The organism is Reyranella sp., assembly GCF_965228225.1.
In the GTDB taxonomy this organism is placed as follows: domain Bacteria; phylum Pseudomonadota; class Alphaproteobacteria; order Reyranellales; family Reyranellaceae; genus Reyranella.
This window is the reverse complement of sequence record NZ_OZ245801.1, coordinates 3835148-3855500: the sequence shown is the minus strand read 5'-3', so window position 1 is coordinate 3855500 and position 20353 is coordinate 3835148. Positions and strand designations below refer to the sequence as shown.

Here is a 20353-nt window from a genome sequence, read left to right as displayed (position 1 = left end):
CGGGAAAAACGTCCGTCCCAGTCGTCTTATGTAGGGTGGTACCGGGAGCAGTCATTGCGGGCGCGTGCAAATTTGACGGAAAACTGACGTGGAGCCGACATTTCGCGCGTCCATGAACTGGCTGCATACTTGGGCGGGCGTCGTCCTGGGCGGGGTCCTGTTTGCCATCTTCTGGATGGGGACCCTCTCGGTCTTCGATCGGGAGATCGACCTCTGGATGAAGCCGAGCACGCGGGTCGAGGCGGTGCAGCCCCTCTCGGTCGATGCGGTTGCCGGTGAGCTGAAGCCCCTCGTTGGCGACACGGTCCAGTGGTTCATGCGTTTCCCGACGGAGCGGGAGCCGGCCGTGCGCATCGGGTACCGCGGGACGAGCGGACCCTTCATTCAGCGCAGCATCGATCCTGCGACCCTGAAGTTGATGCCTGAGGAGGGCACGCTGGCTGGGACGGGGTTCATCTTCCCCTTCCACTACAGCCTGAACATCCGCGCCTGGTCGCTGGGGTACTGGATCGTCGGCCTGGCCGCCATGGCGATGCTGGCGCTCTGCGTGTCGGGCGTCGTCATCCATCGCAAGATCTTCACGGAGTTCTTCACCTTCCGGGCCGACAAGCAGCCGAGGCGCCTGGTGCTCGATCTGCACAATGTCACGGGCGTCCTCGGCCTGCCGTTTCACTTCATCATTTCGCTGTCGGGCCTGATCATCTTTTTCTCGATCTACTTCCCGTCGACCACGGAACTCGCCTATGGCGGCGACCGCCGGAGCTTCAACCAGGAAGCGTTCGGAAACTACACTCGTCCCAAGGCCGGCGCGCCGGCCACAAGCGCGGTCTCGCTCGACAGCCTGGTTCTAGAAGCTTCGCGCCTGTGGGGGGGCGGAAAGCCCTTCTTCGTCCGTGTATGGCACCCCGGTGACGCCAATTCGTATGTCGAGATCCGCCGCTCATACGATGATGCCGTGACGATGAATCTCGATCTCGTTCATTTCGACGCGGCCACCGGAGCGGTGCTGTACACGTACACGGCGGCGCCGGTCTTGAACGCGCAGCGATTCATTTCAGGCCTGCACTTCATCCAGTTCCGGCACTGGACACTGCGCTGGGTGTATTTCGCCCTTGGCCTGACGGGATGCCTGCTGATTGCGACCGGCTATCTGTTCTGGCTCGAATCGCGGCGGACGACGCACGAACGGCTCGGGTTGCGCGGCGCTCGCGTGGTCGAGGGAATCGCCGTCGGCTCCGTGACCGGCATCGTCGTTGCCACGCTGGCCTTCTTCGTCGTCAACCGGCTGTTGCCGCTCGGTGCGACGTTCCTGGGTGAGGACCGTGCCGCGCTGGAGGTCTGGACCTTCTACATCGTCTGGGTCGCGACGTTCTCCCATGCCTGGCTACGGCCGGGTAAGGCATGGCTCGAACAGAGCGGGACGATCGCAGGCCTGGCCGTGGCTGCCGTCATCCTCAACTGGATCACGACCGGCCATCATCTCGGCACGAGCCTCGCTACGGCCCATCTCAGGGCCATCGCCGGCATGGACCTGCTGCTCCTGGCCGGTGCCGCGATCGCCGGACACGCGGCGCTGCGACTTGCCAGGAAAGCGAGACGGCGAGCCGCAACGACGCCGGGACGGCTATCCGCCCTCTAGTAGCCGATGTTCGGCCGCAGCCAGCGCTCGGCCTGTTCGATCGAAACGCCGCGGCGCTTGGCATAGTCCTCGACCTGGTCCTTGCCGATGCGGGCGACGCCGAAATACTGCGCCTCGGGATGGGCGAAGTAGTAGCCCGAGACCGCCGAGGTCGGGATCATCGCGAAGCTCTCGGTGAGCTGGATGCCGGCGTTCTGGCCGGCGTTCAGCAGCCGGAACAGTTCGGGCTTCTGGCTGTGGTCGGGGCAGGCGGGATAGCCCGGCGCCGGGCGGATGCCGCGATACTTCTCGCGCGTCAGCTCGTCGTTGGTGAGCGCCTCGTCGGGCGCGTAGCCCCACAGGGTCTTGCGCACACGCTCGTGCAGGCGCTCGGCGAAGGCTTCGGCCAGACGGTCGGCCAGCGCCTTCAGCAGGATGTCCGAATAGTCGTCGTGGTCGGCCTTGAAGCGCGCGAGATGCTCCTCGATGCCGTGGCCGGCGGTGACGGCGAAGCCGCCGATCCAATCGGCCTCGGGCGAGATGAAGTCGGCCAGGCACATGTTGGCGCGCGGCGCTCGCTTCTCGATCTGCTGGCGCAGGAAGTAGAGCCGCGAGATCTCCTTGGTGCGCGTGTCGTCGCTGTAGAGCACCACGTCGTCGCCCTCACGGCGGCACGGCCAGAAGGCGACCACGCCCTTGGCCGTCAGCCACTTCTCGCGCACGATCAGGTCGAGCATCTTGCGCGCGTCGGCGTAGAGCTTCCTGGCGCTGTCGCCGACCACGGGATCCTCGAGGATCGCCGGATAGTTGCCCGCCAGCTCCCAGGCGCGGAAGAACGGCGTCCAGTCGATGCGTTCGACCAGCTCGTGCAGCGGATACTCGGCGAAGACGCGCGTGCCGGTCACCGCCGGCTTGGGCGGCGTATAGGCGGACCAGTCGATCTTGAAGTCGTTGGCGCGTGCCGCCTCGAGCGCGATCACCTTCTCCTTGGTGCCGCCCGCGCGTTCCACGCGAATCGCCTCGTACTCGGCCGCGACCTTGATCGCGAAATCCTCGGCCTGCGAGCCCGACTCCGAGACGAGCGCCGAGCAGACGCCGACGGCGCGCGAGGCGTCGAGCACGTGCACGGTGGTGCCGTTGTAGCGCGGCGCGATGCGAAGGGCCGTGTGGACCTTCGAGGTCGTGGCGCCGCCGATCAGCAGCGGCAGGTTCATGCCCTGGCGCGTCATCTCCTCGGCCACCGTCACCATCTCGTCGAGCGACGGCGTGATCAGGCCGGAAAGGCCGATGATGTCGGCCTTGTTGTCGTTGGCACTTTTCAGGATATCCTGGAACGGCACCATGACGCCGAGGTCGATGACCTCGAAGTTGTTGCACTGCAGGACCACGCCGACGATGTTCTTGCCGATGTCGTGGACGTCGCCCTTGACCGTCGCCATGACGATCTTGCCCTTGGGCCGCGAGCCCGCCGTCTTCTGCGCCTCGATGTAGGGCAGCAGGTGCGCCACCGCCTTCTTCATGACGCGGGCGCTCTTCACCACCTGCGGCAGGAACATCTTGCCGGCGCCGAACAGGTCGCCGACCACGTTCATGCCGGCCATCAGCGGGCCCTCGATCACCTCGATCGGCCGCGCGATCTGCAGCCGCGCCTCCTCGGTGTCGGCGACCACGAACTGGTCCATGCCCTTGACCAGCGCATGCTCCAGCCGCTTCTCGACCGGCCAGCTGCGCCACTCGGCGTCCTGCGTCTCGGCGACCTCGCCGGTGCCCTTGTACTTGGGCGCCAGCTCGAGCAGCCGCTCGGTGGCGTTGGGATTGCGGTTGAGGATCACGTCCTCGCAGGCATCGCGGAGTTCCTGCGGGATCTGGTCGTAGACCTCGAGCTGGCCGGCATTGACGATGCCCATGTCCATGCCCGCCTGGATGGCATAATAGAGGAACACCGAATGCATCGCCTTGCGCACCGGCTCGTTGCCGCGGAAGGCGAAGGACAGGTTGGAGACGCCGCCGGAAATCTTGGCGGCGGGGCAGCGCTTCTTGATCTCGCGCGTCGCCTCGATGAAGTCGACGCCGTAGTTGTTGTGCTCCTCGATGCCCGTCGCCACCGCGAAGACGTTGGGATCGAAGATGATGTCCTCGGCGGGGAAGCCCACCTGGTTCACCAGGATCTCGTAGGCACGGGCGCAGATCTCGACCTTGCGCTCCTTGGTGTCGGCCTGGCCCTTCTCGTCGAAGGCCATGACCACGACCGCGGCGCCGTAGCGGCGGACCTTGCGGGCATGGGCGATGAACGGCTCGATGCCTTCCTTCATGGAGATCGAGTTCACGATCGGCTTGCCGGCGACGCACTTGAGGCCGGCCTCGATCACGCTCCACTTGGAGCTGTCGATCATGATCGGCACGCGGGCGATGTCGGGCTCGGCGGCGATCAGCTTCAGGAACGTGTCCATCGCCAGCTCGGCATCGAGCAGTCCCTCGTCCATGTTGATGTCGATGATCTGCGCGCCGCTCTCGACCTGCTGGCGCGCGACCTCGATGGCGGCCGTGTAGTCGCCCTCGAGGATCAGCTTCTTAAAGCGGGCCGAGCCCGTGACGTTGGTGCGCTCGCCGATGTTGATGAACATCGCCCGCGGCGCCGGCTTGCTGTCGATATCGATATCCTGAGCCATTAGAAGAAACTCGCCGGTTCCATGCCACTGAGACGCAGCGCGGGCGGCAGGACATGCCAGGTGCGCGGCGTGATGCCTTTGACCGCCTCGGCGATCGCCTTGATGTGGGCGGGCGTCGTGCCGCAGCAGCCGCCGACCACGTTGATCCAGCCGTTTTCCGCCCAGCCCTTGACCAGCTTGCCGGTCATTTCCGGCGGCTCGTCGTAGGCGCCGAGCTCGTTGGGCAGCCCGGCATTGGGATAGATGCAGAGCATGCTGTCGACCTGCGGGTTCAGTGCCTGCACGTAGGGATGGAGCTCGGTGGCGCCGAAGCTGCAGTTCAGGCCCATGGTGATGGGCTTGGCATGCCGCACCGAATGCCAGAAGGCCTCGACCGTCTGGCCCGAGAGGTTGCGGCCGGCAAGGTCGGTGAGCGTCATCGACACCATCACCGGGAGGACCTCACCGCGTGCCTCGCCCGCCTCGTCGACGGCGACGAGGGCGGCCTTGGCGTTCAAGGTATCGAACACCGTCTCGACCAGGATGAAGTCGACGCCGCCGTCGAGCAGCCCGTCGATCTGCTCGCGATACATGTCCTTCACCTCGTCGAAGGTGACGGCGCGGAAGCCGGGATCGCTGACCTTGGGCGACACCGATAGCGTCTTGTTGGTCGGCCCGAGCGCGCCGGCCACGAAGCGCGGCTTGGACGGATCGCGCGCCGTGGCGGCATCGGCGCAGGCGCGGGTCAGCTTCGCCGCGGCGACGTTGATCTCTCGCGCCATGCCGGTGATGCCGTAGTCGGACAGGCTGATCGAGTTCGAGTTGAACGTGTTGGTCGCCACGATGTCGGCGCCGGCGTCGAGATAGGCGTTGCAGATCTCGCCCACCACGTCGGGCCGCGTCAGGTTCAGCAGGTCGTTGTTGCCCTTCTGGTCGTGGTTGAAGGTGCGGCCGCCCCGGAAGCCTTCCTCGTCGAGCTTGTAGCTCTGGATCATCGAGCCATAGGGCCCGTCCTTGATCAGGATGCGCTCGGCGCCGATGGCGCGCAGCTGCTCGGCTCTCTCCTCGCGGGTCATCGCTCGGTTGGTCACTTGGGGCGCACTCCCAGCAGGTGGCAGATCGCAAAGGTGAGATCGGCCCGGTTCAGGGTGTAGAAATGGAACTGCTCGACGCCTTCGTCGCGCAGGCGGCGGCAGAGGTCGCCCGCCACGGTGGCGGCGATCATGCGGCGCGTTTCGAGATCGTCGTCGAGCCCGTCGAACATGTTGCAGAACCACGGCGGCACCTTCGAGCCGCAGAGGCCGGCGATGCGGTTCACGGCCTGGAAGTTCGATACCGGCATGATGCCGGGCACGATCGGCACGTCGATGCCCGCTGCCGCCGCGCGGTCGCGGAAGCGCAGGAAATCCTCGGCCTCGAAGAAGAACTGGGTGATGCAGCGGTCGGCACCGGCGTCGACCTTGGCCTTCAGGTTCTCGAGATCCGCCTTCTCGTCGGCCGAGGCGGGATGCTTCTCGGGATAGCCCGCGACGCTGATCTGGAAATTGCCGATCTTCTTCAGGCCCGCGACCAGCGCCGCGGCATTGGCATAGCCGCCCGGATGCGGCGTGTACTGGCCGCCCATGCCGCCCGGCGGATCGCCGCGCAGCGCCACGATGTGACGGATGCCGGCATCCCAATAGGCGCGTGCGATGTCGTCGATCTCGCCCTGGGTCGCTGCCACACAGGTGAGGTGAGCGGCGGCATCGATTCCGGTTTCGCTCTTGAGGCGCGCCACCGTGTCATGCGTGCGCTGGCGCGTCGATCCGCCGGCACCGTAGGTCACCGAGAAGAACGACGGATGCAGCGGCGTCAGGCGCTTCACCGTCTCCCAGAGCGTCTGCTCGGCGGCGTCGGTGCGCGGCGGCGAGAACTCGAAGGATACGGCGAGCCGCTGCGGCGCGCGGGCGGGAAAGTCGGTCGCGCTCCCGGTGGAGCTGAGGGGATTGCCGATCGGACCGGTATCGGGGCTCATCGTGATTCTCCATGGGCGGAAACGGCGGCAGGCCGCGGGGTGGAGCGGGCCGGCAGCTCGCGCTCGCCGCGCCAGATGCCCGTCATCAGGCGGCGGCCGGGAAAGTGGATCGGTTCGAGCGGCGTGAGGCCGGCACTGCGCAGCCAGCCCTGCACCTGATTGTCGGCGAAGCCCAGATGGACGTGGGCATGCTCGCGCTTCAGTTCGACCAGGTCGTGCGGCGAGAAGTCGACGACGAGGACCGAGCCGCCCGGCTTCACGACGCGCGCGGCCTCGGCGAGCGCCGCGGCGGGGTCGTCGGCATAGTGCAGCACGTGGTGGATCGTGACGACGTCGAAACTGTCGGACTCGAAGGGCAGCGCGTACATGTCGCCCTGGCGGATGTCGGCATTGTCGATGCCGGCGCGTGCCAGGTTGGCGCGGGCCAGCGCCAGCATCTCGCGGCTCTGGTCGACGCCGATCGCCTGCTCGACCTTGGGCGCCAGCACCTCGAGCAGCCGGCCGGTGCCGGTGCCGACGTCGAGCAGCCGGCGGGCGCCGACCGGCAGGTGATGGCTGAGCGCGCGCTCGATCTCGCGGTCGGCGACGTGCAGCGCACGCAGCTCGTCCCAGCGCTGGGCATTGTCGCGGAAGAAGCGGGCGGCCGCGGTCTGGCGGCGCTGCTGGACGGCATCCAGCCGGGCCCGGTCGGTCGCGATCCGCGGGTGCTTGGGGTCGAGCCGGCGCACGAATTCGCGCACCAAAGCGGCATCCTCGCCGCCGCTGGTCAGGCGAAATCGCGTGAACTGGGCCTCACGGAAGCGTTCGAGCAGACCCGCCTCGACCAGCAGCTTCAGGTGCCGGGAGACGCGTGGCTGGCTCTGCCCCAGCACGTTCACATAGTCGCTGACGGTGAGGTCCTCGCGTGCCGCCAGCGCCAGGATGCGCAGCCGTGTGTCCTCGGCGGCGGCCCGCAGCAGGGTGAGGAGGTGTTCCATGGAAAGAATGATATAAGCATATCTTTATGTCTGCAATGATTATTGCCGGCGCGATCTGTGGCGCCTGAAACACAAGAAACAATGGAAAAGCACCGCAGCCGGGAATGGGCCCGGAATTGCTTCAAACCACAGCGTCCGTGTGCAACACTCCGGGCGGTGCGACGAATGACCGTCGCGTCACGCTTTTTATGGCCCGGCGTCCCGGGCCAGCGGAACCATCCGGGGTTGGCGTTGATGATCGGTGTGACGAGAGCCATTGCTGCCAGCTTCCGCCGCTCTGTTGTCGCGGTCGCCCTCGCCGGAACCGTGGTCGGAGGCTGCGCCTCCGGTGATACCGGCGCCGCCGAGGTCTGGGATCCGCTGGAGACCCCGAACCGCTTCATTTTCTCGATCAACCGGGCGGTCGACATCATCGCGTTCCGGCCGCTGGCGGTGATGTACCGCGATCTGGTGCCCGACCGGGCGCAGACCGGCGTGCGCAACCTGCTCGACAATCTCGGCGAGCCGGTCACGGCCATCAACGAGGTCTTCCAGGGCGATCCGAATCGCGCCGCCACCACCATGGCGCGCTTTCTCGTGAATTCGACCATCGGCGTCGCCGGCATCTTCGACGTGGCCTCGAGCTTCGGCCTCGAGCGCACCAAGGAGGATTTCGGCAAGACGATCGGCCTTTGGGCGGGTGTCGAGCCCGAGAATGGCGGCTTCTACCTGATGCTGCCGGCCTACGGTCCGTCCAATGCGCGCGACGCCACCGGCCTGATGATGGATTACCTGGTCGATCCGTTCCGGATCCTGACCTTCAACCTCGCCATCGACTGGGACGTCTGGCAGATCGGCCGTTACGGCCTGAACGCCGTCGACTACCGCTCCCGCACCATCTTCGCGCTCGACGATCTCGAAAAGAACAGCGTCGACTATTATGCGGCGCTGCGTTCGGCCTACACCCAGAACCGGGCGGACCAGATTCGCGAGAAGCGCGAGAAGACCAATGCCCGCGCGGAGCTGGAGCGTCGCGACAACCTGGCACTGGTTCGCTAGCGCAACGCGCCCGGCGAAGGGTGCGTTGACCGGGCGTCCGCGCTAAAACGCTTCCCCCAATTCGTCATAGGAGTGCACGGTGCCGAAGCTCGCCTCTCGTCGTGTCGTCTTGCAGCTTGCCGCGACCGCCGCGATCTTGTCTGCCCTGCCCGTCGCCGGGCCGGCCATTGCCGCCGATCCCGCACAGATCGTGCAGAGCACCGCCCAGCAGGTCATCGAGATCGTGAAGACCAAGACCGGCGCCGACCGCCAGGCTGCGATCCTGGGCGTTCTCCAGGCGAATTTCGATATGCCGGCGATGGGCCGGTCGGCCTTGGGCACGCACTGGAACCAGGCGACCGAGAGCGAGCGTACGCGCTTCCTCAAGGCCGTCGCCACCGCCGAGGCCAAGGCCTACAGCGAGCGCTTCGGCCAGTATGGCGGGCAGACTCTGACCATCGGCAAGGTGACCCCGCGCGCCAACGGCGTGACGATCGTCGACAGCCGACTGAACCAGACGACCGGCCAGCCGATCAAGCTCGAATGGGAAGTTCGCAACGACCGCATCGCCGACGTGAAGGTCGAGGGCGTCAGCATGGTCATGACTAGACGTTCGGATTTCAATTCCTACATCCAGAACAACGGCGGGAAGGTCGAGCCGCTGGTGCTGGAACTAGAAGCCCGCGCGGCTCGATAGCCCGGATTGCACGCTTGAGGCGCCCGGCGTAGTCTTCCCAACGGGAGGCGTGCGAGCGCTCCGTGAGCGTCGCAGGGGCGAAAGCGGAGCGGAGGAGAGCGCCATGGATAGCGCGATTGCCAAGAACCCGGCCGAGCTGCGTTCGGTCGACCCGGTCTGGGACCGTATTCGCGAAGCCGCCCATTCGGCGGCGGCCGCCGAGCCGGTCCTCGCCGGGACCCTCCACGCCACGATCCTGAGCCAGCCGCGCTTCGAGAATGCGCTGAGCTACCATCTGGCGCGGCTCGTCGGCACGACCGAGGTGCCGGCTGCCTTGATCCGCCAGACCTTCGACGAGGCGCTGGCGTCTGACCCCGGCATCGGCCTCGCGGCGCGCGCCGACATCGTGGCGGTCGCCGATCGCGATCCGGCCTGCACGTCGCATCTCGACCCGCTGCTGTGGTTCAAGGGCTATCACGCGCTGCAGACCTACCGCGCCTCTCACTGGCTGTGGACGGAGGGGCGGCGCACGCTCGCGCACTTCCTGCAGAGCCGGTCGAGCTCGCTGTTCGGCCTCGACATCCATCCCGGCGCGGTGATCGGCAAGAGCATCTTCATCGACCACGGCACGGGTGTCGTGATCGGCGAGACCGCCGTCGTCGAGGACGGCGTGTCCATGCTGCACGGCGTCACCCTCGGCGGTACCGGCAAGGAGCGGGGCGACCGCCATCCCAAGGTGCGCCGCGGCGTGCTGCTGGGGGCCGGCGCGAAGGTGCTGGGCAACATCGAGATCGGCGCCTGTGCGAAGATCGCGGCCGGCAGCGTCGTGCTCGACCCCGTCCCGGCCGGCTGCACCGCCGCCGGCGTCCCCGCCCGCATCATCGGCTGCGTCGACGTGCCGGAACCGGCCCTCGACATGGATCACCGCATCTAATCACAGCCGCTTGAGCCTCTGTCTCCACCGTCCATAATCGGGCCGGGGGATCAGATCATGCATCACGAGTTCCGCGGCCTCGCGCTCCATCTCTGGACGGTCGACACGACGCCGTTCGAGGAGGCGCTGGCCGCCGCGAAAACCGGCGGCTTTGGAGCGGTCGAGTTGCGCCGTGTCGATTTCGAGCGGGCCGGGAAGAGCGGACTGTCGAACACCGAACTCCTGGGGCGCGTGCGCATGAGCGGGCTGCGCGTCAGTGCCGTCGGCTGCGAATATGGCTGGACCTTCGCGGCCGAGGCGGATCGCGAGCGGCTGTTCGCTTCGCTGGAAGAGGCCTGCGAGCGGGCGGTCATGCTCGATTGCCCGACGGTGATGAGCGGCATCGGGCCCGGTTCGGCGTCGCTGGAGGAAGGCGTCGCCAGCATCCGCCGGGCTGGCGAGATCGTGGCGCGCCACGGGCTCAGGCTTGCGCTCGAATACCAGTTCCAGCATCCCATCGTGAGCCGCCTCGATATCCTGCGCGAACTGATCGCCAAGGCGGGGCAGAAGAGTGTCGGCCTGCTGCTCGACGCCTATCACCTGCAGCGGGGTGGCCGCCCGGGCCGCGGCTTCGAGGACGTGCCGGGCACGGAGATCTTCTACGTCCAGTACAGCGACGTGCCCGATGCGCCGCCCAATGCCGTGCCGCCGGTCGACCGTCTGCCGCCGGGGCAGGGCGTAGTGCGCTGGAGCGATCTGTTCCAGCTCCTGGGTGAGAAGGGCTACGAAGGCTGGCTGAGCTACGAGGCGCCCAATCCCGCGCACTGGACCCGCCCGGCGGTCGAGGTCGCGCGCGAGGGTGCGATGGCGACGCGGCGCGCCCTGGAGGCAGCCACTTCCTGACCTGCCTGCGACCAGTGGCGGGATGGATGGCGCGGGCCGGACGCGCTAGGTCTCCGCACGATGGCGCAGAAGAAGAAGTCCCCGAGCAAGTCGCGGAAGAGTGCTTCTTCCGGCGCCAAACCGCCTTCCTCCGGCTCGAGACCCACCGCTTCCGGCCCGAAGCCCAGGGCGCGCAAGCCCGCACCCCGGACGCTTGCGCCGCGGCCGCTGCCGCCACCGACCACGACCCTGCAGCAGGAATTGCGCATGATGGCGCACAGCGGTGTGGAGTCGCTGCAGAGCCTGATCGTGTTCCTCGCGGTCGTGGTGGTGATCGTGGGTGCCGGGATCGGCGCCTGGGCGATCCGGCCGGTGCCCAGCTACGCCTCGGAAGAGCAGAAGGCCGGCTCGCCCTTCGACGCGACCTTCACGGCGGAGAATCGCAGTCCGTGGTTTGCCGTGAAGGGCCTGAAATTCGCCTGCGTGCTCGATTACGTGCGGGCGTCGGGCCGCGAGCCGACCCTGATCGAGGCGACGGACGTGCGCTTTCCTGCGGGCTCGGCCGGCGAACTGAAGCCCGGCGAGCAGGCGACCTTCAAGTGTCCGTTCCGCGCCCTGTTCGGCCTGCCGCCGCTCAACGAGGATTACGGCGTCGTGCAGCGCTCGCAGATCTACTTCCACGCCTCCTACGATCTGCCGTTCATCGGCACGATCCGCCTCAGCGACAACAGTGTGCCGTTCGTCCTCAACACGAGGCTTTTGCCGCCGCGCTGGACGAGCCGGCCGGAGGGCTAACGCAGCCCCGCGAAAGCCTTCATCCGACCCGGCGCGAAATGCCTCAGCGGGACATGGCTCGTCGAGCCATCGAGAATCAGTTCGGCCATCGCCTCGCCGGTCGCGGGCGCGTTGAGCATGCCCCAGACGCTGTGGCCGGTGGCGACCCAGGCGTTGGCGACCCCCGGCACGGCGCCGATCAGCGGCAGCCCATCCTCGGTGACGGGCCGGAAGCAGGCCTGGCGGGCGACGATGGGCGCGGCGGCCAGCGCGGGTGACACGGCGCGGCACAGCGCCTCCAGCCGTTCATGCGCGCCGGCGTCGCCTGTGATGTCGGCCGGATCGACCGGCAGCGACGCCGTGCTCGAAACCGCGCAGGCCCAGACCGTGCCGTCGGCCCGTGCGAAGATCTCCGGCGTCAGCGTCTTGCCGCCCGCCTCCTCGTATTCGAGGAACAGCGCTTCGGCCGGCACCGCATCGCCGGTGCGGAAGACGAGGCTGTGGCCCTTGAAGCCGTAAACGGCCGGCAGGGGCAGCCAGCGCGAGGCGAGGATCGACCACGGCCCCATCGCAATCACCACGCCATCGCCCTCGACGGTCTCGCCGCCTTCGAGCATGACTCCGCCGATCGCGCCGGACGCGCTTCTCATCAGTCCCGTGACGGTCCCGTGGCGCAGCTCGGCCCCGTTCGCCTCGGCCGCGCGCATCAACCCGGTCGTGAAGGCGCGCGGCTCGAGGAGGGCGGTCGTCTGCGGCGAGCCGATCTGTCCCGTTAGCGTCACGTCAGGCGACAGCCACGGCCGCCCGGCATCCCCCTGCGCGTGCCGACCCTCCGCGGCGTGGCCGGCAAAGGTCGTGAGTCTTCGGTAGCCCCACGGATTGCCCAGCTCCTCGGCGAGGCTCGCATGCAGGGCGAAGCTGCGCCGCGCCAGCCGGTCGATGGCCGTCCCACGACACCAGTCGAGCGCCAGGAAGCCGCCCGACTTGCCCGAGGCCGCCCCTCCGACCTCGTGCCGCTCGACCACGACCGGCCGGGCGCCACGGCGGCTCAGGAAATAGGCGATGGCCGCGCCGATGGCGCCGCCGCCGCAGATGACGATCCGCTTGTCGCTGCTCATGTCCGATCAACCCACGCCGGCACTGGAGGCTGCGTCGCCGGTGCAATATGTTGCGAAGAATTTCAGGGGGGAAACGTACATGAATTGGAAATCGTGGGGACTCGCCATGCTGGCCGGCCTCGCCGGCTGCCTGTCGCTTGCGGTGGGCGCCTCGGCGCAGGCGCCGGTGGGGCAGAAGCCGATCAAGGTGGCGGCGGTGGACTTCGTGCCGGCTTGGGGCGATCTCGACGGCAATATCGCGCGGCTCGTCCAGGCGGCCGAGCAGGTGGCCCGGCAGGACGTCAATTACGCGGTCTTCCCCGAGACCGCGGTCAGCGGCTACCTGTTCAGCGGGTCGAAGCAGCTCGCGCCCTTCCTCGATACCATTCCCGGCAAGACGACGGCGGCGCTGCTGCCCGTGCTCCAGCGCACCGGCCTGTACATGAGCGTGGGCATCGCCGAGCGCGATGCGGCCACGGGCCTCGCCTACAACACGGCGGTGCTGTTGGGGCCGAACGGCATCATCGGCAAGTACCGCAAGAACGGTCTGAACCCGCAGGACCAGAAGGTCTTCGCGCCGGGCACGACCGGTGTCGAGGTGTTCGAGACGCCGATCGGCCGCATCGCGCTGCTCATCTGCTACGACGACACCTACTGGCAGTATGGTCGACTCGCGGCGCTGCGCGGCGCCCAGATCATCGCCTGGCATTCGGTGTCGGACCGCGTGATGCCCGGCACGCCGCCCGCCGAGGCGACCGGCAATCATTCGACCGTGTCCAACGTCCAGTACCTCAGCGCCCAGAACGGCGTGTGGGTCGTCGGTGCCACGCGCAGCGGTATCGAGACCAACCCGATCACCGGCGGCAAGCTCTACTACAATGGCGGTTCGAGCATCTGGTCGCCGAAGGGCGAGAAGCTGGTGCAGGCACCGGTGGTGCCGCCCGAAACGCTGGCGCCCGGCCTCGCCGGCATCTTTGCGACCAGCATCGTCCCGGCCGAAGCCGATGCCGAGCGGACCGCCCAGCTCGCGCGCCGCCGGCCCGATCTCTACGTGCCGCTGCTGGCGCTGCATCGCAGCCCGACCGACGGCAACGCCACGACGTCGGTCCGCTCGCTCGCGCTGTCGGCCGCGCAATGGCCCGAGGGACCGTCGCTGCTGTCGTCGGCGCGTCCCGAAGCGGGCGAACTGCTCGTCCTGCCGGAACTCTCCGCGCTGCCGTCCGGCCTGTCCGCCGCCGACATCAAGGCCAAGGCCGAAGCCCGCGAGGGCGCTTTCGAGCAGGCCCTGTCGGCGGCGGCGAAGGCCGGCAGCGGCTTCGTGGTCGGCTCCTATCCCGAGCGCGAGGGCGACCGGGTCTATCATACGGTCGTGCTGGCCGGGCCCACGGGCGCAGTGCTCGGCCGCTATCGCGTCACGCACTTGTCCGCCACGACCGCCGCCTGGGCGATTGCGGGCGAGGAGCCGGTCGTGATCGACACGCCGCTCGGCCGCATCGGTCTCGCCACCGGCGACGAGCTGCGCGTGCCGGAACTCGGCGGTCTCTACGGTGCGCTGCGCACCGACATTCTGGCCGCGCCGGCGGGACGACCGGAGCCGCTCAAGGTGCAGATCGATGCCAAGCTCTTCGCGGTCAACGATCCGCCGACCGGCCGCGCGGATTTCTTCCCCTATGCCTCGGCCAAGCAGAACCAGCTCTGGCTGGTGAGCGGCGGCCGCCGCGTCGGCAACGCCACCGCGGCCGCCATCTATGGGCCCGAACCGGTCGTCGATACGCCGACCCTGACGGCCGCGGCCGGCGAGAGCGTCGTGCGCTATCGCACGCGCGTGCCGGCACCGGGCACCTGGATCAACCAGCAGCAGCTCATCGCCGGCCAGCAATCGCTGCTGTTCGTGCCGCTGGTGATGAAGGACGACAGCGATTGTCTGAAGCAGTGGCGGAGCCAGGGGACCGGCGCGCCGCCCTGCCGCTGAATCGTCCGCAACGGCCGGGCTTGCCGCCCGGCCTGTCCCGACGGCACCATGCCCCCGCATCGCAGCGGGGGGCATGGACCATGGACGACTATTACGATCTCGGCGCCTACAAGCGGACCGTCACCACCTCGTCGCCGCAGACGCAGCTCTGGTTCGATCGCGGGCTGAACTGGCTCTACGGCTTCAACCATGCCGAAGCGATCAAGTGCTTCGAGAAGGCACTGGAGACCGATCCCGGCTGCGCCATGGCCCATTGGGGCATCTCCTACGCCGCCGGGCCGAACTACAATCTCCCCTGGCACCGCTACGACCCCGCCGGCAAGAAGCGCGCGCTCGAAGCCTCGTATGACGCCATGCAGCGCGCGCTGGCGGCCGCGCCCAACGCCTCCCCGGTCGAGCAGGCGATGATCCGCGCGCTGCCGGCGCGCTACCCGCAGCGCGAGGCGATCGAGGACCAGACGACCTGGGACAAGCAATTCACCGTCGAGATGCGCAAGCTGTTCCATGCCCATCCGCACGATCTCGACCTGCGCTCGGTGTTCGCCGAGGCGATCATGAACGAGACGCCGTGGCAGATGTGGGACCTCAAGACCGGCCAGCCGACTCCGGGCGCCGGCACGGAGGAGGCGGTCGAGGTGCTGGAGAGCGCCTTCCGCGACATTCCCGCGAGCTGGGACCATCCCGGCCTGCTGCATCTCTATGTACATCTGATGGAGATGTCGCCGTTCCCGCAGCGCGCGCTGCGCGCCGGCGACCGGCTGCGCGACCTCGTGCCGGACTCGGGCCACCTCGTGCACATGCCGACCCATATCGACGTGCTGTGCGGCAACTATCGCGACGTCGTCGTCTACAACCAGAAGGCCGTGGTGGTCGACCGCAAGTACCTGGCGCGCGAGGGCGCCCTCAACGTCTATTCGATGTATCGCAGCCACGACCATCACTTCATCGTCTACGGCGCCATGTTCCTCGGCCAGTACACGCCGGCCATCACCGCGGCGCAGGAGCTGATCGACACCACGCCGGAAGAGCTGCTGCGCATTCCGTCGCCGCCGATGGCCGACTTCGTCGAGGGCTATCTCTCGATGAAGCAGCATGTGCTGGTGCGCTTCGGCAAGTGGCGCGAGATCATCGCGCAGGAGCTGCCGAAGGATCCCGACCTCTACTGCTCGACCACGGCGATGACGCTCTACGCCAAGGGCGTGGCGCATTCGGTGCTGGGCGAGATCGAGCAGGCCGAGCAGGCGCGCGCCGCCTTCCGTGCCGCGAAGGCGCGCGTGCCCGAGAGCCGGCGCCTGCACAACAACACGATGGTCGACCTGCTGGCCATCGCCGAGGAGATGCTGACCGGCGAGCTGGAATATCGCCGCGGCAACTTCGATCTCGCCTTCGCCCATCTGCGCCGCGCGGTCGAACTCGACGATTCGCTGCCCTACGACGAGCCCTGGGGCTGGATGCAGCCGACCCGCCACGCGCTGGGCGCGCTGCTGCTCGAGCAGGGCCATCTCGCCGAGGCGGAAGCCGTCTATCGCGCCGACCTCGGCTTCGACGGCAAGACCAACCGCGCCTGCTGGCACCCCGAGAACGTCTGGAGCCTGCACGGCCTCCACGAATGCCTGGCGCGGCGCGGCGAAACCGTCGAAGCGCCGCTGATCAAGGCTCGGCTGGATCTGGCGTCTGCTCGTACGGAGTTCCCGGTGCGCGCGTCATGCCTGTGCCGGAGAGAGGCTGCATGAAGCGAAAGGTCCCTCACTTCGTTCGGGATGACATCGTTTTTTGAGTCGGCGCACAGCGCAAATTCCAACAACATTGTCATCCCGAACGCAGTGAGGGACCCTTGCTCGGTCCGTCACCGCTTCGCCGGCGGCAGCACCCTCTGGATCATCGCGAACAGGAAGGCCGTCGTCAGGCCGAACAGCAGCATGCCGTTCACCGCCTCCAGCGCGCCCAGCATCTTCCACTGGTGGGCGAGGTGGATGGTGGTGTCGCCGTAGGTGGTCAGCGCGCCCAGCGAGTAGAGCATGGCCGAGCGGTTGTCGGGGATGGCGCCGAGATAGCGGAAGGCCAGCGCCCAGATACCGCCTTCGAAGATGTGCAGGGCCGTCACCAGGGTCACAGCCATCGCCATCACCAGGGAGAAGGTGAGGGTGACGTGGCGGCCGCGGTCCCGCATCGTGTCGAGCACCTTGTCGACCCGGGCGGTGAAGACCGCCAGGCAGAGGATGTGGATGACGCAGGTCAGCGCGATCAGCGGCACGCCCCACGCCCAATCGTGTCCCCACTGGACTTCGTTGAGCGGGTTCATGCCGAGCTGCCGTTCCCGCGCCCGCCGGCCTAGCGGACCAGCGGCTTGTACTTGATGCGGTGCGGCTGGTCGGCGTCGGTGCCGAGCCGGCGGTGCCGGTCGAGCTCGTAGTCCTGGTAGTTGCCCTCGAACCATTCGACGTGGCTGTCGCCCTCGAAGGCCAGCATGTGGGTGGCGGTGCGGTCGAGGAACCAGCGATCATGCGAGATCACGACGGCGCAGCCGGCGAACTCGACCAGCGCCTCTTCGAGCGCGCGCAGCGTGTCGACGTCGAGGTCGTTGGTCGGCTCGTCGAGCAGCAGCACGTTGGCGCCGCTCTTCAGCATCTTGGCGAGGTTGACGCGGTTGCGTTCGCCGCCCGAGAGCTGGCCGACCTTCTTCTGCTGGTCGGCGCCCTTGAAGTTGAACGAGCCGCAATAGGCGCGGCTGGACACTTCCTTGGTGCCGAGCTTGATGATGTCGAGGCCGCCCGAAAGCTCCTCCCACACGCTCTTGTTGGGATCGAGCGTCTCGCGGCTCTGGTCGACATAGCCCAGCTTCACCGTTGGGCCGACCGAGAAGGTGCCGGTGTCGGGCTTGTCGAGGCCGGTGATCATCTTGAACAGCGTGGTCTTGCCGGCGCCGTTGGGGCCGATGACGCCGACGATGCCGCCCGGCGGCAGATTGAAGGTGAGGTTGTCGATAAGCAGCCGGTCGCCGAAGCCCTTGGAGATGCCCTCGGCGCGGATGACATGGTCGCCCAGCCGCGGGCCGGCGGGGATGACGATCTGCGCACGGTCGAGCGTCTGCTGGCTGTCCTCGGCCACCATCTGCTCGTAGGCCGCGATACGCGCCTTGCTCTTGGAGCGGCGGGCCGACGGGCTGGTGCCCATCCATTCGAGCTCGCGCTGCATGGTGCGGCGGCGGGCGTCGGCGGTCTTCTCTTCCAGCTCGAGGCGCTTGTCCTTCTGCTTCAGCCAGGACGAGTAGTTGCCTTCCCACGGGATGCCGGCGCCGCGGTCAAGTTCGAGGATCCAGCCGGCGACGTTGTCGAGGAAGTAGCGATCGTGGGTGACGGCCACGACGGTGCCGGGGAACTCCGCGAGATGGCGCTCCAGCCAGGCCACCGACTCGGCGTCGAGATGGTTGGTCGGCTCGTCGAGCAGCAGCATGTCGGGCTTGGAGAGCAGCAGGCGGCACAGCGCCACGCGGCGCTTCTCACCGCCCGAGAGATTCTCGACATTGGCATCCGACGGCGGGCAGCGCAGCGCGTCCATGGCGATCTCGACGGTGCGGCCGAGGTCCCAGCCATTGCCGGCGTCGATCTTCTCCTGCAGCTCGCCCTGCTCGGCGATCAGCTTGTCCATGTCGGCGTCAGGGTCGGAGAAGGCGTTGGAGACCTCCTCGAAGCGCGCCAGCATCTTGGCCATCTCGCCGGCGCCGTCCATGACGTTGCCCAGCACATCCTTGGCGGGGTCGAGGCCCGGCTCCTGCTCCAGCAGGCCGACCTTCACGCCCTCGGCTGCCCACGCCTCGCCGGTGTAGCTGTCGTCGCGCCCGGCCATGATCTTGAGCAGGGTGGACTTGCCCGAACCGTTGAGGCCGAGCACGCCGATCTTGGCGCCGGGCAGGAACGAGAGCCAGATGTCCTTCAGGACCTGCTTGCCGCCGGGAAAGGTCTTGTTCAGACCCTTCATCACGTAGATGTACTGGTAGGATGCCATGGGGCGAGCTTTTAGCGGCCCCGTCCGGGCGGTTCAATGACGCCCGGGGCAATGCGCACGCAGGCAGAATTGTCATTCAATACGCGCTTGCGTATAATTAGTGCAAATACGCGATACCGTATATTGGCGTTCGATACGCGTTCGCGTATGCTGTTCACATGGAAATCATCGCCAGAGATCCGAGGCAGCTCGGGATCGCGATTCAGCGCCGTCGCAAGGAGCAAAATCTCACGCAAGGCGAGCTGGGCGCCCGCATGAACGCCCGTCAGGCGACCGTCTCCAAGCTGGAGAAGGGAGAGCCGGCCACGCAGCTCCAGACTCTGATGAATTCATTGGCGGCGCTGGGGCTGGAACTGGTCGTTCGACCCCGCACCACGAGCCGCGTGGAGGAGCTCGAGGAGCTGTTCTGATGGCTCGCTTCCGCGCCACGCGACCGCTCGACATCTTCCTGAACGGAAAGCGCGTCGGACAGCTGCGCCGCGAACCGGGCGGCGCCATCGACTTCAGGTATGCAGACGAGTGGCTCGGATGGACCAACGCCATTCCGGTGTCGCTGTCCCTGCCGTTGAGCGAGCGGCGTTATGCCGGTGCTCCCGTCGTCGCATTCTTCGACAATCTTCTTCCCGACGATGAGGACGTGCGCCGCCGCGTCGCCGAGCGCGCGGGGGCACAAGGGACCGATTCTTACAGCCTCCTCGGCGCCATCGGCCGTGATTGCGTTGGTGCCCTGCAGTTCCTTCCCGAAGGGGAGGCCCCGGCGTCTCCCGACCGGCTGGACGCGCGGCGCATCGGCGATGCCGAAATCGCCGAACTGCTTGGCAACCTCGCGCGCAACCCACTCGGCATCGACGAAGGGGGCGACCTGCGGATCTCGCTGGCCGGGGTGCAGGAGAAAACCGCGCTCCTGTTCTGGAAGAAGCATTGGCATGTGCCGCATGGCGCCACGCCGACAACGCACATCCTCAAGCCGCAGATCGGCGCGCTGCCGAATGGTCTCGACCTGTCGGACAGCGTCGAGAACGAGCATTTCTGCCTGCGCCTGATGGAGGCATTCGATCTTCCCGTGGCGCAATCGCAGATCGTGGATTTCGCGGGACGGCGCACCCTGGTCGTCGAGCGGTTCGATCGCCTGTGGACCCGGGACAGGCGTCTGCTGCGCGTGCCCCAGGAGGATTTCTGTCAGGCCCTGTCGGTTCCTCCCACCCTGAAGTACGAGCAGAGCGGCGGACCCGGCATGGTCGCCATCGCGCGCCTGCTGAAGGCAAGCGATACGCCGGACCTCGACCTTCGGCGCTTCTTCAAGACACAGGTCTTGTTCTGGCTGATCGCTGCAACGGACGGACATGCCAAGAACTTCAGCATCCGCCTCGCGCCCGGCGGACGCTTCGCTCTCGCCCCGGTCTATGACGTGCTCTCCGTGCAGCCGACCTTCGATGCGGGCCAGCTCCGCCGCACCCAGATGAAGCTGGCGATGGCCGTGGGAAGCAACCGCCACTATCGTCTCGACGAGATCGCGCCACGCCATTTCCTGCAGACCGCCGGGCTGTGCGACATTCCGCAGGCCACCGCGATCGCTGTCCTCGACGAGATCGCACAGACCTCCGACGTAGCCTTCGACCATGCACAGTCGGCGATGCCGAAGGGGTTCCCGGAACGGCTTGCCGCGTCGATCGTCAACGGCTCGAGAGGGCGACTGAAATTGTTCGGTCAGGGTAAATACCGCTGAGCAGGGGACCGTGCGCCGCCGCCGCTTGTTCCGG

15 protein-coding genes and 1 pseudogene are annotated in these 20353 nt (G+C 67.4%); 10 read left to right on the top strand and 6 right to left on the bottom strand.

Annotated elements, in window-relative coordinates:
- Positions 1 to 88: 88 nt before the first annotated feature.
- Positions 89 to 1639 carry a PepSY-associated TM helix domain-containing protein gene (locus tag ACO07K_RS18700; protein ID WP_422030451.1) on the top strand — a complete coding sequence of 517 codons (1551 nt, stop codon included), beginning with the start codon at positions 89 to 91 and terminating at the stop codon, positions 1637 to 1639.
- On the opposite strand, the pseudogene metH reads toward ACO07K_RS18700, so the two are convergent.
- From metH to ACO07K_RS18685, 3 genes and pseudogenes are all read right to left on the bottom strand, one after another.
- Positions 1636 to 5342 (bottom strand): annotated as a pseudogene (gene metH, locus ACO07K_RS18695) (methionine synthase). The gene ACO07K_RS18700 and the pseudogene metH overlap by 4 nt on opposite strands.
- Positions 5343 to 5353: 11 nt before the next feature.
- Complete coding sequence (gene metF / locus ACO07K_RS18690) at positions 5354 to 6280, bottom strand: methylenetetrahydrofolate reductase [NAD(P)H] (RefSeq protein WP_422030449.1); 927 nt, start codon at positions 6278 to 6280, stop codon at positions 5354 to 5356.
- Complete coding sequence (locus ACO07K_RS18685) at positions 6277 to 7257, bottom strand: ArsR/SmtB family transcription factor (RefSeq protein ID WP_422030447.1); 981 nt, start codon at positions 7255 to 7257, stop codon at positions 6277 to 6279. The genes metF and ACO07K_RS18685 overlap by 4 nt, the downstream gene beginning before the upstream one ends.
- 165 nt (positions 7258 to 7422) lie before the next feature.
- On the opposite strand from ACO07K_RS18685, the gene ACO07K_RS18680 reads away from it, so the two are divergent.
- The 5 genes from ACO07K_RS18680 (at position 7423) to ACO07K_RS18660 (ending at position 11540) form a co-directional block, all read left to right on the top strand.
- Positions 7423 to 8295 (top strand): MlaA family lipoprotein, encoded by an 873-nt coding sequence (locus ACO07K_RS18680; protein WP_422030445.1) that lies wholly within the window; start codon positions 7423 to 7425, stop codon positions 8293 to 8295.
- A 79-nt stretch (positions 8296 to 8374) separates the two neighbouring features.
- Positions 8375 to 8971 (top strand): MlaC/ttg2D family ABC transporter substrate-binding protein, encoded by a 597-nt coding sequence (locus ACO07K_RS18675; protein ID WP_422030443.1) that lies wholly within the window; start codon positions 8375 to 8377, stop codon positions 8969 to 8971.
- A gap of 103 nt (positions 8972 to 9074) precedes the next feature.
- The gene (gene cysE / locus ACO07K_RS18670; protein ID WP_422030441.1) at positions 9075 to 9884 is read left to right on the top strand and encodes a serine O-acetyltransferase; all 810 of its coding nucleotides are present in this window, start codon (positions 9075 to 9077) and stop codon (positions 9882 to 9884) included.
- A 57-nt stretch (positions 9885 to 9941) separates the two neighbouring features.
- Positions 9942 to 10766: a sugar phosphate isomerase/epimerase family protein gene (locus tag ACO07K_RS18665; RefSeq protein WP_422030439.1), complete on the top strand. Its 825-nt coding sequence runs from the start codon at positions 9942 to 9944 to the stop codon at positions 10764 to 10766.
- Positions 10767 to 11012: 246 nt separating this feature from the next.
- Positions 11013 to 11540, top strand: a complete 528-nt coding sequence (locus ACO07K_RS18660) for a hypothetical protein (RefSeq protein WP_422030437.1) — start codon at positions 11013 to 11015, stop codon at positions 11538 to 11540.
- Here the strand turns inward: ACO07K_RS18660 and ACO07K_RS18655 are convergent.
- Positions 11537 to 12637, bottom strand: coding sequence for an NAD(P)/FAD-dependent oxidoreductase (locus ACO07K_RS18655; RefSeq protein ID WP_422030435.1), 1101 nt, complete (start codon positions 12635 to 12637; stop codon positions 11537 to 11539). The two genes, ACO07K_RS18660 and ACO07K_RS18655, sit on opposite strands and share 4 nt — an antisense overlap.
- Positions 12638 to 12716: 79 nt before the next feature.
- Here ACO07K_RS18655 and ACO07K_RS18650 point away from each other — a divergent pair, with 79 nt between their 5' ends.
- Together ACO07K_RS18650 and ACO07K_RS18645 are read left to right on the top strand one after the other, a co-directional pair.
- Entirely contained in the window at positions 12717 to 14588 is a 1872-nt protein-coding gene (locus tag ACO07K_RS18650; RefSeq protein ID WP_422030433.1) for a nitrilase-related carbon-nitrogen hydrolase, read from the top strand.
- 80 nt (positions 14589 to 14668) lie between these two features.
- On the top strand, positions 14669 to 16321 hold the full coding sequence (locus tag ACO07K_RS18645; RefSeq protein ID WP_422030431.1) for a tetratricopeptide repeat protein: 1653 nt from the start codon (positions 14669 to 14671) through the stop codon (positions 16319 to 16321).
- A 113-nt stretch (positions 16322 to 16434) separates the two neighbouring features.
- Here the strand turns inward: ACO07K_RS18645 and ACO07K_RS18640 are convergent, their stop codons facing one another.
- On the bottom strand, positions 16435 to 16890 hold the full coding sequence (locus tag ACO07K_RS18640) for a hypothetical protein (protein WP_422030429.1): 456 nt from the start codon (positions 16888 to 16890) through the stop codon (positions 16435 to 16437).
- Between the two features lie 29 nt (positions 16891 to 16919).
- On the bottom strand, positions 16920 to 18593 hold the full coding sequence (gene ettA, locus ACO07K_RS18635) for an energy-dependent translational throttle protein EttA (RefSeq protein WP_422030427.1): 1674 nt from the start codon (positions 18591 to 18593) through the stop codon (positions 16920 to 16922).
- A gap of 158 nt (positions 18594 to 18751) precedes the next feature.
- Here ettA and ACO07K_RS18630 point away from each other — a divergent pair, with 158 nt between their 5' ends.
- Both ACO07K_RS18630 and ACO07K_RS18625 read left to right on the top strand, forming a co-directional pair.
- The gene (locus tag ACO07K_RS18630; protein ID WP_422030425.1) at positions 18752 to 19003 is read left to right on the top strand and encodes an XRE family transcriptional regulator; all 252 of its coding nucleotides are present in this window, start codon (positions 18752 to 18754) and stop codon (positions 19001 to 19003) included.
- Positions 19003 to 20319 (top strand): type II toxin-antitoxin system HipA family toxin, encoded by a 1317-nt coding sequence (locus ACO07K_RS18625; RefSeq protein WP_422030423.1) that lies wholly within the window; start codon positions 19003 to 19005, stop codon positions 20317 to 20319. Before ACO07K_RS18630 ends, ACO07K_RS18625 begins: the two co-directional genes overlap by 1 nt.
- Positions 20320 to 20353 lie beyond the last annotated feature (34 nt).

Excerpts from the sequence above, each read along its gene's own strand:
- ettA (WP_422030427.1), bottom strand. The coding sequence starts at position 18,593 with ATGGCATCCTACCAGTACATCTACGTGATGAAGGGTCTGAACAAGACC.
- ACO07K_RS18650 (WP_422030433.1), top strand. The coding sequence starts at position 12,717 with ATGAATTGGAAATCGTGGGGACTCGCCATGCTGGCCGGCCTCGCCGGC.
- metF (WP_422030449.1), bottom strand. The coding sequence starts at position 6,280 with ATGAGCCCCGATACCGGTCCGATCGGCAATCCCCTCAGCTCCACCGGG.
- cysE (WP_422030441.1), top strand. The coding sequence starts at position 9,075 with ATGGATAGCGCGATTGCCAAGAACCCGGCCGAGCTGCGTTCGGTCGAC.
- ACO07K_RS18625 (WP_422030423.1), top strand. The coding sequence starts at position 19,003 with ATGGCTCGCTTCCGCGCCACGCGACCGCTCGACATCTTCCTGAACGGA.
- ACO07K_RS18640 (WP_422030429.1), bottom strand. The coding sequence starts at position 16,890 with ATGAACCCGCTCAACGAAGTCCAGTGGGGACACGATTGGGCGTGGGGC.
- ACO07K_RS18680 (WP_422030445.1), top strand. The coding sequence starts at position 7,423 with ATGACCGTCGCGTCACGCTTTTTATGGCCCGGCGTCCCGGGCCAGCGG.
- ACO07K_RS18630 (WP_422030425.1), top strand. The coding sequence starts at position 18,752 with ATGGAAATCATCGCCAGAGATCCGAGGCAGCTCGGGATCGCGATTCAG.
- ACO07K_RS18645 (WP_422030431.1), top strand. The coding sequence starts at position 14,669 with ATGGACGACTATTACGATCTCGGCGCCTACAAGCGGACCGTCACCACC.
- ACO07K_RS18655 (WP_422030435.1), bottom strand. The coding sequence starts at position 12,637 with ATGAGCAGCGACAAGCGGATCGTCATCTGCGGCGGCGGCGCCATCGGC.
- ACO07K_RS18665 (WP_422030439.1), top strand. The coding sequence starts at position 9,942 with ATGCATCACGAGTTCCGCGGCCTCGCGCTCCATCTCTGGACGGTCGAC.
- ACO07K_RS18685 (WP_422030447.1), bottom strand. The coding sequence starts at position 7,257 with ATGGAACACCTCCTCACCCTGCTGCGGGCCGCCGCCGAGGACACACGG.
- ACO07K_RS18660 (WP_422030437.1), top strand. The coding sequence starts at position 11,013 with ATGATGGCGCACAGCGGTGTGGAGTCGCTGCAGAGCCTGATCGTGTTC.